The sequence below is a fragment of the Streptomyces sp. ISL-43 genome, from assembly GCF_018614195.1.
Taxonomy (GTDB): domain Bacteria; phylum Actinomycetota; class Actinomycetes; order Streptomycetales; family Streptomycetaceae; genus Streptomyces.
This window is the reverse complement of sequence record NZ_JAGGOT010000023.1, coordinates 111,484-126,833: the sequence shown is the minus strand read 5'-3', so window position 1 is coordinate 126,833 and position 15,350 is coordinate 111,484. Positions and strand designations below refer to the sequence as shown.

Genomic DNA, 15,350 nt, shown 5'->3' with positions numbered 1-15,350 from the left:
CGAGCCTAACCTTCTGTTCGATGGGTGCTTTCCGTGTCCGATTTGCCTTGGAGGATCTGCTCAAGGCGGGCGCGGCCGGGAAGGTTGCGGGGGCGGACGACGCGTCCGCTGCGGACGTGCAGGAAGGCCGCGGTGACCTCGGCGAGGGGGGTGTTCGCGGCCTCCGCCCAGGCCAGGCGGTAGACCGCGAGCTGGAGGGGGTCCGCCTCGGCGGTCCGGCCGGTCTTCCAGTCGACGATCTCGTACGTGCCGTCCGGGCCCTGGTACACGGCGTCGATCCGGCCGCGGATCACCCGGCCGGCAAGGGTCAGCTGGACCGGGACCTCCATGCGGTACGGGGTGCGGTCGGCGTACTCGCTCCGCTCGAAGGCCGCCTTGAGGGAGTCCAGATCAGCCTCGTCGGCGATGTCCTGGCCGGAGCCGGCGCCCGGCAGCTCGGTCCCGGGGTCGAGCACGTCGAGGAGCGGGAGGGGGAGCCCGTCGAAGCGGGACTCCACCCAGGCGTGGAAGCGGGTGCCCTGGCGCGCGGCGGGCTGCGGGGGCTTGGGCATGGGGCGGGCCAGGTCGCGTACGAAGCCCTGCTCGTCGGCGGCGAGGCGCAGCAGCTGGCTGGCGGAGAGCGCGGCGGGGAGCTCGACGTCGCGGACGGCCGCCCTGGCCCGGCGGAGCTCGCCCTCCAGGGCGTCGAGGTCACGGTCCCAGGAGGCGATGGCGCGGGCGTCCTCGGGGGTGAGCCCGTCGGCCGCGATGCGCGGCCCGGCCTCGGTTCGGGCCCGGTCCCCGTCCTCGGGCCACAGGTCGTCGTCCCCGGGCACGGCGGGGCGCGGCCCGGCCACGGCCCTGGTCCCGTCCCCGTGCCACAGGTCCTCCTCGGCGGGGCGCGGCCCGTCCGCGGCCCAGTCCTCGGCGCCGTCCTGCGGCCAGAGGTCGTCCGGGGCGGGCTCTTCCTCGTACGAGGGGTCCTCGCAGTCGGGGGGCCAGAGGTAGGTGTCCTCCGGGGGTGGGGGCGGGGAGGAGGCGGGGGTCAGGTGGGATTCGACCAGGGCCGCCGCCGCCCGGCGCAGGGCGAGGGACTCGGGGTCCAGCGGGAGGGGCCAGGAGTGGTCCGGGGTGGACTCCGTGGCCAGGGCCGGGTTCGCGGCGTCCGGCTCGGGGGTGTCGGCCCAGGCTTCGATCTCGCCGTGGCCCGACACGCAGTGGTCGTACAGCGCGGAGAGGAAGGCGGACGGGCCGCGCGGCTTCTTCTGCGTCGGGCCCCACCAGTGGCCGGACGCCAGGAGGAGCGAGCGGGGCCGGGTGAAGGTGACGTAGCCGAGGCGGAGCTCCTCGACGGCCTTGTGGGACTTGAGGGCGGACTTGAACGCGCGAAGGCCCTGCGAGGTCCACTCCGGGGCGGCCGGGAGGGTCGGCGCGTCGCCGCGCAGCGCGTACGGCAGGACCTTCGCGTACGAGGTCCAGGCCTCCGGGGCCTTCTCCTTCGGGAACGAGCCCGCGCACAGGTCGGGGACCACCACCACGTCCCACTCCAGGCCCTTGGACTTGTGGGCCGTGAGCACCTTGACCGTGTTCTCCCCGCCCGGCAGCGCGTGGTCCAGGCCCTTCTCGTACTGGGCGGCCGTGCGCAGGAAGGCCAGGAAGGCCAGGAGGGACGCCTCGCCGTCGAGGGAGGCGAAGCCGGCCGCCACGTCCATGAAGCTCGACAGGGTCTCCCGGCGGCGGGCGGCCAGCGCGTGCGGGGACGCTGCCAGTTCCACATCGAGGCCGGTCGTCGACAGCACCCGGTGCAGTACGTCCATCAGCGGGTCGGCGAGCGAACGCCGCAGGTCGCGCAGCTCCTGCGCCAGGTGCGCGAACCGGACCCGGGCGGCGGCGGAGAACGGCAGCCCGTCGGGGGCGGAGCCATGGCCGGAGCCCGAGCCGCGGCCGCCCGCGCCCGAGCCGTCGAGGAACGTTTCGAGCGCGTCCGCCAGCGAGACGATCTCCGCCGGGTCGACGCCCTCCACCGCCGCCGCCAGGCGGTCGTCGTCGCCGTCGCCGCCGCCCGGAGCGCGAGCGATCAGCGTGCGCGCCCGGCGGCCCAGCAGCGCCAGGTCCCGCGCGCCGATCCGCCACCGCGGCCCGATGAGCAGCCGGACCAGGGAAGCGTTGGCGCCCGGGTCCTGGAGGACCTCGCAGACGGCGATGAGGTCCGCGACCTCCGGAAGGTGCAGGAGACCGGCGAGCCCGACCACTTCGACGGGGACGTCGCGCTCGACGAGCACCGCCTGGATGCGCGCGAAGTCCCCGGCCGAGCGGCACAGTACGGCGATCTCGCGCGGCTCCGTACCCGTGCGAACCAGGTGGGCGACGGAGTCCCCGAGCCAGTCGAGCTCCTGCGCGTGGGTCTCCAGCAGCGCGCAGCGCACCGTGCCGTCGTACTCGGCGCCCGGCGCGGGGCGCAGGGCCTCGACGCCCTCGTGCATCGCGCGGAGCGGGGCGGCGAGCTCGTTGGCCAGTTCGAGGAGGCGGCCGCCGCTGCGCCGGTTCTCGCTGAGGGAGAAGCGCGTGGCGGGGTTCCCGTCGGCGTGGGGGAAGTGCTCCGGGAAGTCGTCGAGGTTGGCCACGGAGGCGCCGCGCCAGCCGTAGATGGCCTGGCAGGGGTCGCCCACGGCGGTCACCGCGTGCCCGGTGCCCCCGCCGAACAGCCCGGACAGCAGCAGCCGCTGGGCGACGGAGGTGTCCTGGTACTCGTCGAGCAGCACCACGCGGAACTCCTCGCGCAGCAGCGCCCCGACCTCGGGCCGGGTGGTGGCGAGCTGCGCGGAGAGGGCTATCTGGTCGCTGAAGTCGAGGAGGTCGCGGGAGCGTTTGGCGGCGCGGTAGCGCTCGGTCAGCTCCAGCAGTTCGAGGCGGCCGCGCACGGCCTCGGGAACCTTGCGCAGGTCGTCGTTGCTCAGCTTGGTGCCGGCGAGGACGGACAGCAGCTCCGTGTCGTACGCGCGCAGCCGCTCCGGCGGTACGAGGTGCTCGGAGAGCTCCCCGTCGAGCGCGAGCAGGTCGCTGACCAGGTCGGGAAGGGATTTGGTGAGCGCCGGATAGGGCCCCGGGGCCTCGCGGAGCACGCGGGCGGCGAGCTGGAAGCGGGTGGCGTCGGCGAGCAGCCGGGCGCTGGGCTCCAGCCCGATGCGCAGGCCGTGGTCCTTGAGGAGCTGTCCGGCGAAGGCGTGGTACGTCGAGATGCGCGGCTCGCCGCCCACCGCGTCGGCCTCGGCCGGGGAGGGGTCCGGATCGCTGATGCCGGCCCGCGCGAGGGCCCCCCGTACACGCTCGGCGAGCTCGCCGGCGGCCTTGTTGGTGAAGGTCAGGCCGAGGACCTGCTCGGGCGCGACCGCGCCGGTGCCGACCAGCCACACCACGCGGGCGGCCATGACGGTGGTCTTGCCGGAGCCGGCGCCGGCCACGATGACCTGCGGGGCGGCCGGGGCGGTGACGCAGGCCATCTGTTCGGGCGTGAAGGGGATCCCCAGGAGCTCCTTGAGCTGCTCGGGATCGGTGAGTACCGGGGAGGCGGACGGACGCGCGGACACGTAAAAAGGCTAGCCGCCCCCGCTGACAGTCCTCGCCGCCCGCGCTACTCCACCGTCTGGCGGCCTTCCGGGCGGGCGCTGCACGAGTTCCGGAAGGAGCAGTGGTCGCAGTGCTTGCCGGTGGCGGGCGCGAAGCGCTCGTCGAGGACCCGGCCGGCGGCGGTGGCGAGGAGGTCGCCGACCCATTCGCCGGAGGCGCCGCCTTCCAGGGCCTGCTGCGCCTGGATCCTGGGGACCGTGTCGCCGCCCTCGCGCTGGGCGGCGCCCTGGCGCAGCTGCACGAGCTCGGCGCCGCCCGGTTCGGGGCGCAGGCCCTCGAAGACCTCGTCGACGGCGCCCTCGCGCACGGCGAGCTGGTAGACGGCGAGCTGCGGGTGGCGGGCCACCTCGTCCTTCGTCGGCGCGGACTTGCCGGTCTTGAAGTCGACCACGTACGCGCGCCCCTGCGGGTCCGCCTCGACCCGGTCCATGGAGCCCCGGACCCGGACGGCGTACTCGCCGGCTTCGAGCGTGACGTCGAAGTCGTGCTCCGTGGCCACGGCCGCCCTGCCGCCGCGGTCGGTGGTGTGCCAGCGCAGGAAGCGCTCCAGGGCGGCGCGGGCGTTGTCCTTCTCCTGGCGGGACTTCCAGGGGGCGTCGAAGGCGAGCGAGTCCCAGACGGTGTCGAGGCGTTCCATCAGGACGGCGAGGTCGGCGGGGGTGCGGCCGGAGGCGACCTCGTCGGCGAGGACGTGGACGACGTTGCCGAAGCCCTGGGCGGCGGTGGAGGGGGCGTCGGCCTTGACCTCGCGGCCCAGGAACCACTGGAGGGAACAGGTGTTGGCGAGCTGGTCCAGGGCGGAGCCGGACAGGGCGACGGGGCGGTCCCGGTCGCGGAGCGGAACGCTGCTGCGGGTGGGCTCGTACAGCCCCCACCAGCGCTGCGGGTGCGCCGCGGGGACGAGCGGGCGGTCCTCGTCGTCGGTGAGCACGGCGAGGCGGGCCAGGCGCCGGGCGGCGGCTTCGCGGAGGGCGGGCGAGGCGGCGGGGTCGACGGTGGTGGCGCGGAGTTCGGCGACGAGCGCGGGGACGGCGAGGGGGCGGCGGGGGCGTCCGGTGACGTCCTTGACCGGTACGCCGAGCTCGGTGAGGAAGCGGGAGGGCTGGTCGCCGTCGTCGGCGGGGGCCTTGACGGCGGTGACGACGAGGCGGTCGCGGGCGCGGGTGGCGGCGACGTAGAAGAGGCGGCGCTCCTCGGCGAGGAGCGCGCCGGGGGTGAGGGGCTCGGCGAGGCCGTCGCGTCCGATGCGGTCGGCTTCGAGGAGAGAGCCGCGGCGGCGCAGGTCCGGCCAGAGCCCTTCCTGCACGCCGGCGACGACGACGAGGGACCACTCCAGGCCCTTGGAGCGGTGCGCGGTCATCAGGCGGACGGCTTCGCGGCGGGTGGCGCGGGGGGTGAGGGTGTCGCCGGCGATGTCCTCGGCTTCGAGCTGTTCGAGGAAGTTGAGCACGCCCGCCCCGCCGGTGCGCTCCTCGGCGCGGGCGGCGGTGTCGAAGAGCGCGCAGACGGCGTCGAGGTCGCGGTCGGCGTTGCGGCCGGCGGGGCCGCCCCGGCGGGCGCCGCGCTCCAGGCGCTGGGGCCACGGGGTGCCGTCCCAGAGGGTCCACAGGACCTCTTCGGCGGTGCCGCCGCCTGCGAGGAGTTCGCGGGCCTTGCGCAGCAGCAGGCCGAGGCGTTGCGCGCCGCGGGCGTAGGCGGGGTCGTGGGCGACGAGCCGCTCGGGCTCGGCGAGGGCGCGGGCGAGCAGGACGTCGGACGGCGCGGGGGTCTTGATCCCGGCGGCCCGCTCCTCGTCGCGCAGTGCGCGGCCGAGGCGGCGCAGATCGGCGGAGTCCATCCCGCCGAGCGGCGAGGCGAGCAGCACGAGCGCGGCCTCGACCCCGATCCACCCGGTGCCCTGGCCGTCGGCGGACCCGGCGGGCTCGGCGGACCCGGCGGGCTCGGCGGGCTCGGCGGGCTCGGCGAAGCCGGGCAGGCCACCGGCGGCCTCGGCGGAGCCGGGCCGGGGAGGCGGGGTGTCGCCGTCGGCGGCCGGGGGCGCCTCGGCGGCGGGAGCCGGGGCCGCGCCCGGGGCCGCGTCCGTGCCCGGGGCCGCGTCCGTGCCCGGGGCCGCGTCGAGGCCCGTCAGGGCGAGGGTGCGCAGGGCCGTCAGGAGGGGGGATATCGCGGGTTCGTGGCGCAGCGGGGTGTCCGTGCCGTCCGTTTCGGCCGGGACTCCCGCCGCGATCAGGGCGCGGCGCATCTGCGGCAGCGTGCGGCCGCCCGCGCGGACCAGGACGGCCATGTCCTGCCAGGGCACGCCCTCCTCCAGGTGCGCCCGGCGCAGGACGTCCGCGATGTTGTCGAGTTCCGCGCCGGCCGTCGGGTACGTGAACACCTCGACCCGGCCGCCCTCGCGGGTCGCGGCGAGCGCGCGGTGGGCCCGTACGGCCGCCGTGGGCAGGCGCGGCATCGGCATGCGCGCGGTCAGCTGCCGGGTGGCGGCCAGGAGCACGGACGAGGAGCGGCGCGAGACGGTCAGGGCCCGGACGGCCGCGCCCGGGAAGGAGGTCTCGAAGTCGAGGATGTTGTTGATGTCCGCGCCGCGGAAAGCGTAGATCGACTGGTCGGGGTCGCCGAAGGCGGTCAGCCTGCCCGCCGGGCCGGCCAGCGCGCGCAGCAGGCGCAGCTGCGAGGCGTCCGTGTCCTGGTACTCGTCGACGTAGATCGCGTCGTACAGGGACGACACCGCGGGCGTGCGCTCGGCCAGCAGCACCGCGCGGTGGAGGAGTTCGGCGTAGTCCAGGGTCCCCTGGAGGTCCAGGACGTCCAGGTACTCGGAGAGGAAGGCCGCGGCCGCCTTCCAGTCGGGCCGGCCGAGGCGGGAGGCGAAGTCGGAGAGGGCCGAGGGCCCCAGCCCCAGCTCGCGCGCGCGGGCCAGTACGGCGCGGACCTCATCGGCGAAGCCGCGCGTGGTCAGCGCGGCCCGCAGGTCGTCCGGCCAGCGGATGGAGCGGAGCCGGCGCTGGCCCTCCAGCAGGGTGCGGACCATGACGTCCTGCTCCGGGCCGGACAGCAGCCGCAGCGGGTCCGCGAACAGGTCGGTGTCCTGGTGGGCGCGGACCAGTCCGTAGCAGAAGGAGTGGAAGGTGGTGGCCTGCGGGGCGCGGGCGCCGCCGAGCCGCAGGGCGGTACGGTCGCGCAGTTCCACCGCGGCTTTGCGGCTGAAGGTGAGGATCAGGACACGGGCGGGGTCGGCGCCGGCCTCGACGCGGGCGGCGACGGCCTCGACCAGCGTGGTCGTCTTGCCGGAGCCCGGTCCGGCAAGGACCAGCAAGGGTCCGCCGGTGTGGTCAACCACCGCACGCTGCGCTGCGTCCAGCACAGGGGGATCCACCCGCTGCGGCCCGGTGCGCACCAGGCGGTACGCGTCGGGGGTCCGCATACGCCGCCGCTCGGAGCGGTGGCCGTCGGAGGAAGAGGTGTTCACGTGGGGTGCCGGTCCTGGTGGGTCTGCGGGCGTCGCGGTGGTGCCGGCCGGAGCCGAAGAGGCAACGCTACGGCAACCCGCGCGCCCCGCGCAGTGCCATCCGGTCCCCCGCATCCCTCGTACGGGGCTTCGTACGTCCCTTCGACCGCCCGTTCGGGCCGCACATGGCCGAAGCTGTCACATGTGACCTTCGTCCCGCCCGGCGTCCCCGTCCCAGCGCGCCCGCCGCATGTCCAGCCGCGGTTCGCCGTCGCCGGTCAGGCGCAGCGGGGTGGACTCGGCGCGGTAGCGCTCCAGCGCGCGCGGCTCGCTGCCGGGCAGCGGGCGGCCGTCCGCCCGCACCACGCGCCACCAGGGCACGGCTCCCCCGTACAGCGCCATGACACGGCCGACCTGACGGGGTCCCCCCTCGCCGAGCCACTCCGCGACGTCGCCGTACGTCATCACCCGGCCGGGCGGAATCCGCTCGGCCGCCTCCAGCACCCGTTCCGCGTACGCCGGCAGCTCTTCGCTCATTCGGCCCATGGTGCCGCACTGGAACGACGACGACGTGGAAGCTCGGGTTCCGCACCGGCTCGCACCCTGCTGCCCCGCTCTGCCGCCAGTCCGTGCCACCATCTTCCGGGCGGTGACGCGTGATACGTGATCAAGAAGAGACGGTAGTGACGGGAAGGGAGCAGGGTGTGAGTCCTCCGGACGGAGACTCCAGAGACGCCGGGGACTCCGGGGGCGCCCAAGACGCCAAGGACGCGAAGGACTCCACGGCCGAGGTCTCCACGGGCAAGGACTCCGCGGGCAAGGACTCCCCGGCCGAGGACTCCGCGGCCGAGGTCTCCACCGGCTCCGCGGAGGCCGAGGTCCCGCACGCCCACACCCCGGCGGCCGTCGACCAGGTCGAGGTCGACGAACCTCTGCTGGCCGCCCGCGTGCACCGCCCGTCCGACCTCGTACGGCTCCTCGTCGGCATCCTCGGCATCGCCCTGGTCCTCGGCATCGCCGCCTTCGCCCAGCGGACCACGGCGGGCCTGGAGCAGGACATCAGCAACGGCACCGGCCAGGCGCCGGACGTGCTGATCAAGGTCGCCGGACTGGTGTCCAGCATCGCCGTGCTCCTCGTGCCCGTGGCCTTCGCCATCGAGCGACTGATCAAACGCGACGGGCTGCGCATCGCCGACGGCGTGCTCGCCGCCGTCCTCGCGCACGGCGTCACCCTCGCCACGGACCTGTGGGTCTCCCAAGCGGCCTCCGAGACCATCCAGGACGCCCTGACCCGCCCCACCGGGGTCAGCGGGGCCCTCACCGACCCGGTGCACGGCTACCTCGCGCCCGTGATCGCGTACATGACGGCCGTCGGGATGACGCGCCGGCCGCGCTGGCGCGTCGCACTGTGGGTGGTCCTGCTGCTGGACGCCTTCGCGATGCTGGTCAGCGGCTACACCACTCCCTTCTCGATCATCCTGACCGTGCTGATCGGCTGGAGCGTCGCGTACGGAACGCTGTACGCGGTCGGCTCGCCGAACGTCCGGCCCACCGGGCAGAACCTCCTCGCCGGACTGCGCCGGGTCGGCTTCCAGCCGGTCAGCGCGATGCGCGCCGAGTCCCCGGACGGGCCGGACAGCACGGAGGTCAGCGACCGCGGCCGGCGCTACCACGTCACCCTGGAGGACGGCCCGCCGCTCGATGTCACCGTCGTGGACCGGGAGCAGCAGGCCCAGGGCTTCTACTACCGGGTCTGGCGCCGCCTCACGCTGCGCGGCATCACCACCCGGCGCAGCCTGCAGTCGCTGCGCCAGGCCCTGGAGCAGGAGGCGCTGCTCGCGTACGCGGCCATCGCCGCCGGAGCCAACGCGCCCAAGCTCATCGCCACCTCCGAACTGGGCCCGGACGCCGTGATGCTCGTCTACGAGCACCTGGGCGGCCGGAGCCTGGACCAGCTGGCCGACGAGGAGATCACCGACGGCCTGAGCCGCAACGCGTGGCAGCAGGTACGCGCCCTGCAGTCGCGGCGGATCGCGCACCGGCGGCTGACCGGGGACGCCCTCGTGGTGGATCGTTCCGGCAGCATCACCCTGACCGACCTGCGCGGCGGTGAGATCGCGGCCGGCGACCTCGTGCTCCGCATGGACATCGCCCAGCTGCTCACCACCCTCGGCCTGCGGGTCGGCGCCGAGCGCTCGGTCGCCTCGGCTGTGTCGGTGCTCGGCCCGGACGCGGTGGCGGACTGCCTGCCGCTGCTCCAGCCGATCGCGCTGAGCCGCTCCACGCGGGCGACGCTGCGCAGGCTCGCCCGCGAGCGGGCGGACCGGGAGCGGGAAGCGGTACTGGAGTCCTCGCGGGCGGCGAAGGCGGCCCGCGAGGCCGACTCCGCCTCGCCCACGCCGCGTTCGGCCGCCGACCGCAAGGCCGAGAAGAAGGCGCTGGACGACGCGCTCGACGGGGCCCGCGAGGAGGATCTGCTCAGCCAGATCCGCCAGCAGGTGCTGCTGATCCGCCCGCAGGCGCCGGTGGAGCCGGCCCGGCTGGAGCGGATCCGGCCGCGCACGCTGGTGTCGTTCATCGCGGGTGCCTTCGGCGCGTACTTCCTGCTGACGCAGCTCGCGCACGTGAACTTCGCGACGATCGTCGCCGAGGCACGCTGGGGCTGGGTCGGGGCGGCGCTGGCCTTCTCCGCGCTCACCTACTTCGCGGCGGCGATGAGCCTGCTGGGCTTCGTACCCGAGCGGGTCCCCTTCCTGCGGACGGTACTGGCGCAGGTCGCCGGATCCTTCGTGAAGCTCGTGGCGCCGGCGGCGGTCGGCGGTGTCGCGCTGAACACCCGCTTCCTGCAGCGGGCGGGCATCCGGCCGGGGCTGGCGGTGGCCAGTGTCGGTGCCTCGCAGCTCTTCGGGCTGGCCAGCCACATCCTGCTGCTGCTGTCCTTCGGCTACCTGACGGGGACCGAGAAGACCCCCGAGATGACCCCGTCCAGGACGGTCATCGCGGGTCTGCTCACGGTGGCGGTACTGGTGCTGGTCGTGACGGCGGTGCCGTTCATGCGCAAGTTCGTGGCGACCCGGGTGCGGGCGCTGTTCGCGGGTGTGGTGCCGCGCATGCTGGACGTGCTCCAGCGGCCGCAGAAACTGCTGACGGGCATCGGCGGGATGCTGCTGCTCACCGGCTGCTTCGTGATGTGCCTGGACGCCTCGATCCGCGCGTTCGGCGGCGGCGAGGCCATCAGCTACGCGAGCATCGCGGTCGTCTTCCTGGCGGGCAACGCCCTGGGCTCGGCGGCGCCGACGCCGGGCGGCATCGGCGCGGTGGAGACCACGCTGACGCTGGGGCTGATCGCGGCGGGGCTGGAGAACCAGGTGGCGATCTCGGCGGTGCTGCTGTTCCGGCTGATGACGTTCTGGCTGCCGGTGCTGCCGGGGTGGATCTCGTTCAACTTCCTGACGCGCAAAGAGGCGATCTGAGGGACGCGCCGCGCGAGCGGCTCCGAGAGCTCCGAAAAAAGCCGACGACTCCGCCGGTGCCCCTGCCTAGGGTGGGCGGATGAACGGTATGGAGATCGTGGGCGACCAGGGCGAGTGGCGGGGCGGATTCGAGGAACGGGTACTGGCCGGGTACCGGGCCGCCGGGTGCTCGGAGCCGCTGGCCCGGGCCCTGCTGGAACAGGCGGTCGAGGGAATCGACGACTGGACGGTGGCCACGGACGGCACCGGGTGGATCGCGGTCGGGGTGACGCGGGACAACGGGGCGACCGTGGGCAAGATCCACGACCTGACGGCGGCGGCGGGACGCGTGTGGGCCGAGCGGTGGTGCGCCGAGCAGGGCGCGCAGCGGGTGGAGGTCCGGGTCACCGGCGGAGCGGGGGAGTTCGCCGACTACCCCGTGCGGGGACAGATCCGGATGCGTGCGGCGGCCGAGCGGCCCGAGCTGCCGGCGGGCTTGACCGTCCGGCGGCTGACCGAGGCGGAGTACCCCGGCTGGTACGCCGGTGAGGAGGCCGGCTACATAGCGGACATCGTCCGGGCGGGAGTCCTGACCGCGGAGCAGGCCAAGGCGAAGTCCGACGAGGACTTCGCCTGCTACCTGCCGCAGGGCTACCTGACCCCGGGGCACGCCTTCTACGCGATGGAGGCCGGCGGGCAGGTGGTCGGCACCGGCTGGGTCAACCACGGGTTCCTGCCGGGCGTGACCTTCGGCTTCTCGCTGGAGGTGTACGAGGAGCACCGCGGCAAGGGCTACGGCCGGGCCGCGATGGCCCTGGGCGAGTGGGCCACCCGGCAGGGCGGGGACGAGGCGATGATGTTCAACGTCTTCGGCGGCAACGACGTCGCGATGAGCCTGTACGACAGCACCGGTTTCGCCGTGCTGAACGAGTTCCGCTCGATCGAGCTCTGAGAGCGGTCCGGGCCGCCCGCGCCGCGCGGCCCTTCGGCCCCTCGGCCCCTGCTCCGACCAGCGGGACCCCCACCCCGCGCCCCGGGAGGGCGATCGCCCTGGCCAGGTAGGCGGCGAAGGGGATCGCCGGCCACGGGGAGAGGAGGGCCGCCAGGGCGGCGGCCACCGCGTGGTGGGCCACCGAACCGCGGTAGTACGTACGGGAGTCGCGCTCCCGGATCATCGTCTTCACGTACGGGACCGTGCCGGCGAAGTACAGCAGGCAGGCGGCGGCGGGCGGCCACGGCACGAGCGCCTGTCGGCCCGTGCCCGCGAGCTCGGGCTCTTCGACGGGGAGCGGCGGGCGGTGCGGCGCGCACCGATGGACGTCTCCTCGGGCCGTACCGGCACCATCGCCGGGATCACCGTCGACGAGGGCGCGGAATCCCTCATGGCCCTGCGCCCGGAGGCCGTGGAACTGGCCGCCGCCGTCGGACTGGGCGAGGCCCTGTGCGACCCGGCGAAGGCCCCCACCGCCATCTGGACCAGCCGCGGCCTGCGCGCGCTGCCCGCGGGCCACGTGATGGGCGTCCCCACCGACCCCTCCGCGCTGATCGGCACCGGCCTGCTCTCCCCCGAGGGCGTCAGGCGCGTCGCCGCGGAGGAGACCCTCCCGGCCACCCCGCTGACCGAGGACTGCTCGGTCGCCGCGTACCTGTCGGCCCGCTTCGGCCAGGAGGCCGTCGACCGCCTCGTCGAACCCGTGCTGGGCGGCGTCTACGCCGGCCTCGCCGACCGGCTCTCGCTGCGCGCGGCCATGCCCCGGATCGCGGCCCTCGCCGAACAGGGCACCCCGCTCCTGCCGGCCCTGCGCCGGATGCGCGCGGCGGGCGCCCCGCGCTCGGCGGCCGTGGCCGTCCAGGGCGTCGTCGGCGGCACCGGCCGTTTCCCGGCCGCGGTCGCGGAAGCCTGCGGAGCCCGCATCCTCACCGGTACGACGGCCCGCTCGCTGCAGCGGGTCGCCGGCGACCGCTGGCGCGTCCAGGCGATGACCGGCGACGGCGCGCTGACGATGGAGGCGGACGCGGTCGTCCTCGCCCTGCCCGCCTTCGCGGCGGCGGAGCTGCTACGCCCCCACTCCCCCCTCGCGGAGGCCGAACTCTCCTCGATCCCGCACGCGTCGACGGCCGTGATCACCATGGCCTTCTCCCGCGCCCAGGCCCATTTCCTGCCCGAGGGCAATGGCTTCCTCGTCCCGCCGGTCGACGGCCACACCCTGAAGGCCGCGTCCTTCCTCTCCAACAAGTGGTCCTGGCTGCGCGACGCGGCCCCCGAGACCTTCGTGCTGCGCGCGTCCGTCGGCCGCATCGGCGAGGACGAGCTGCTCGGCCGCCCCGACCGCCACCTGGTCCGCTCGGCCATCGCCGAACTCCACCACGCGGTGGGCCCGATGGGCGAGCCCCTGGCCGCCCGCGTCACCCGCTGGGACCGCGGCCTGCCCCAGTACGGCGTCGGCCACCGCGACCGCGTCGCCCGCATCCGCGAAGCCGCCGGCAAGCTCCCCGGCATCGCCCTGTGCGGCGCGGCCTACGAGGGCGTCGGCGTGGCCGCCTGCGTCGCGACGGGCCGCGCGGCGGCCCGGCAGGTCCTGGCGCGGCCGTAAGGCTCCGCCTCTGTATCCGGCGGGTATCAGGGAGCGCTCGGTTATCCATCTCATCGGTGCGCCGGGCCGTGGCGCAGGGGGCCACGCTCGCCGCTGCCATATCGTTCCTTTCAGCCACCCGTCCGCCGACCAGGAGTCATCCGCCCGTGTCCTCCTCCCCTCCGGCTCCCGCCGCCGCGCGATCCGTTCGCGTGCTGCTGGTGGAGGACGACGACCTGATGCGCCGGTCCTTCACCGTCGCCCTGGAGCGCTACGGCTACCAGGTGAAGGCCGCTGCCGACGGTCTCACCGGCCTTGAGTTCTTCCGCGACGACAGCTTCGACCTGCTGATCCTGGACGTGATGCTGCCCGGTCTGGACGGGATCGGCCTGTGCCGCAGGGTCCGGGAGAGCAGTCTGGTGCCCGTCCTCATGATGTCGGCCCGCGGCGACGGGCTGGACATCGTCGCCGGTCTGGAGGCCGGGGCGGACGACTACGTGGTCAAGCCCGTGGACACCAACGTGCTCGTGGCCCGCATCCGCTCGCTGCTGCGGCGGGCCACCTACGCCCCCGCCCCGGCACCCGGGCAGGGCGGAGCGGGCGACGGGCCCGCGCCGTCCGAGGGAGAGCTGCTGACTTTCGGGGACCTGAGCATCGACACCGGCGGCCTGGAAGTGTCCGTCTCCGGAAGCCCGGTGGCGCTCACACCGACCGAACTGAAGCTGCTGCTGGAGTTCGCCGCCCACCCGGGCATCGTGCTGGAGCGGCACACCCTGCTGCGCAACGTCTGGGACTACGGCTGGGACGGCGACAGCCGCGTAGTGGACCTGTGCGTACAACGGCTGCGCGCCAAGGTCGGCCGGGACCGGATCGAGACGGTCCGCGGCTTCGGCTACAAGCTCAAGCGCTGAGACCGGTGTCCCCCTTCCCCCGGCCGCGCCCCGACCGGCTTCCCCTGCGCTGGAAGATCACCGCACTGGCCGCGGCCACGGCGTGCCTGGTCGCGGCGGCGGTCGGTGTGCTCGTACACCTCTGGACCGCCGAGGACATCCGCAGCCGGGCCGACATGCGCGCCTTCAACACCTTGTACTCGGCCATGGACACCTACCGGCGCACCGGAACCCTCACGGACGGAGCCGAGCTCGATCCGGCCGGACTGCCCGCCGCGCTGCGGGACCCGGACGACCACAAACGGCACACGGCCTACGACGGGCACGTCAACGGGAATCTCGGGCCGAGTTTCTGGGCCGCCCAGCGGGTCGACGGCCCGGGCGGTGCGGTCCTCGCGGTCCGGGTCAACATGAGCCCGGAGCTCCACGAGCTGCGCCGGCTCGACGTGACGATGGCCGTGGCCTCCCTGATCGCCCTCGCGGCGGCCACGCCCCTGGCGGTCTACGGAGCCGGGCTGCTCGCCCGCCGGCTGCGACGGGTCAGCGAGACCGCGAGCCGGATCTCCACCGGGGACCTGGACGCCCGGACCGGGCCCACCAAGGGCCGCGACGAGGTGTCGGACATCGCCGCCACCGTCGACCTCATGGCCGACACCCTCAGCCGACGGCTGCGCACCGAGCGCCGGTTCACCGCCGACGTGGCCCACGAACTGCGCACCCCCGTCGGCGGTCTGCTGGCGGCCGCCGATCTGCTGCCGGCCGGTGAGACGGAGGACCTGCTCCGAGCCCGGGTGCGCGACCTTCGCGGCCTGGTCGAAGACCTGCTGGAGATCTCCCGCCTCGACGCGGGCGCCGAACAGCCGGTCCACGCCCGTGTCCCGCTCGGCGCGGTCGTCTCCGAGGCGGTGACGCGCACGGGTCTCGACACCGAGGTCGCGGTCACCGACGCGGAGCACGCGCGGCCCGCGGAGCACGCAGAGACCGTGGAGACCGTGGAGACCGACCCGCGCCGCCTCGAACGGATCGTCGCCAACCTCGTCGTCAACGCCCACCGGCACGGCGCCACTCCGGTACAGGTCACAGTCGAGGGCCGCACCGTCGTCGTACGCGACCACGGCCCCGGCTTCCCCGCGGACCTGCTGCGCGACGGCCCCCGCCGCTTCCACACCGGCAGGGCCGAGCGCGGCTCGGGCCACGGCCTGGGCCTGACCATCGCCCTGGGCCAGGCCACGCTCCTCGGCGCCGACCTGCGCTTCGACAACGCCCTGGACGGCGGCGCCGTCGCCACCCTGCGCCTGCCGTACTGACCGCCCGGCCCCACCCAACCGATACGAAGCGGAGCAGACGCCGATACACGGCGACCCAGGCTCCGATACCTTCC

General features: G+C 74.7%; 8 protein-coding genes. 5 read left to right on the top strand and 3 right to left on the bottom strand.

Features of this window, described 5'->3' with window-relative positions; genetic code table 11:
- Window positions 1–5: 5 nt before the first annotated feature.
- The 3 genes from J7F03_RS13660 to J7F03_RS13650 all read right to left on the bottom strand — a co-directional run bounded on the left by J7F03_RS13660 (window position 6) and on the right by J7F03_RS13650 (window position 7,600).
- Window positions 6–3,566 carry an ATP-dependent DNA helicase gene (locus tag J7F03_RS13660; protein ID WP_308379469.1) on the bottom strand — a complete coding sequence of 1,187 codons (3,561 nt, stop codon included), beginning with the start codon at window positions 3,564–3,566 and terminating at the stop codon, window positions 6–8.
- 44 nt (window positions 3,567–3,610) lie between these two features.
- Window positions 3,611–7,075, bottom strand: a complete 3,465-nt coding sequence (locus J7F03_RS13655) for an ATP-dependent helicase (RefSeq protein ID WP_374104326.1) — start codon at window positions 7,073–7,075, stop codon at window positions 3,611–3,613.
- 177 nt (window positions 7,076–7,252) lie between these two features.
- A complete protein-coding gene (locus tag J7F03_RS13650) occupies window positions 7,253–7,600 on the bottom strand; it encodes an MGMT family protein (RefSeq protein WP_285440447.1) in 348 nt (115 codons plus the stop codon).
- A gap of 110 nt (window positions 7,601–7,710) precedes the next feature.
- Between J7F03_RS13650 and J7F03_RS13645 the strand changes: the two genes are divergently transcribed.
- From J7F03_RS13645 to J7F03_RS13625, 5 genes are all read left to right on the top strand, one after another.
- Entirely contained in the window at window positions 7,711–10,527 is a 2,817-nt protein-coding gene (locus J7F03_RS13645) for a lysylphosphatidylglycerol synthase transmembrane domain-containing protein (RefSeq protein WP_214949233.1), read from the top strand.
- A 79-nt stretch (window positions 10,528–10,606) separates the two neighbouring features.
- Window positions 10,607–11,458, top strand: a complete 852-nt coding sequence (locus J7F03_RS13640) for a GNAT family N-acetyltransferase (protein WP_214949232.1) — start codon at window positions 10,607–10,609, stop codon at window positions 11,456–11,458.
- Window positions 11,459–11,804: 346 nt separating this feature from the next.
- Entirely contained in the window at window positions 11,805–13,100 is a 1,296-nt protein-coding gene (gene hemG / locus J7F03_RS13635) for a protoporphyrinogen oxidase (protein WP_308379468.1), read from the top strand.
- Between the two features lie 146 nt (window positions 13,101–13,246).
- Window positions 13,247–13,990 carry a two-component system response regulator CseB gene (cseB, locus tag J7F03_RS13630; RefSeq protein ID WP_308379466.1) on the top strand — a complete coding sequence of 248 codons (744 nt, stop codon included), beginning with the start codon at window positions 13,247–13,249 and terminating at the stop codon, window positions 13,988–13,990.
- Between the two features lie 5 nt (window positions 13,991–13,995).
- Window positions 13,996–15,276: a HAMP domain-containing sensor histidine kinase gene (locus tag J7F03_RS13625; protein WP_308379465.1), complete on the top strand. Its 1,281-nt coding sequence runs from the start codon at window positions 13,996–13,998 to the stop codon at window positions 15,274–15,276.
- Window positions 15,277–15,350 lie beyond the last annotated feature (74 nt).

Excerpts from the sequence above, each read along its gene's own strand:
- J7F03_RS13640 (WP_214949232.1), top strand. The coding sequence starts at position 10,607 with ATGAACGGTATGGAGATCGTGGGCGACCAGGGCGAGTGGCGGGGCGGA.
- J7F03_RS13650 (WP_285440447.1), bottom strand. The coding sequence starts at position 7,600 with ATGGGCCGAATGAGCGAAGAGCTGCCGGCGTACGCGGAACGGGTGCTG.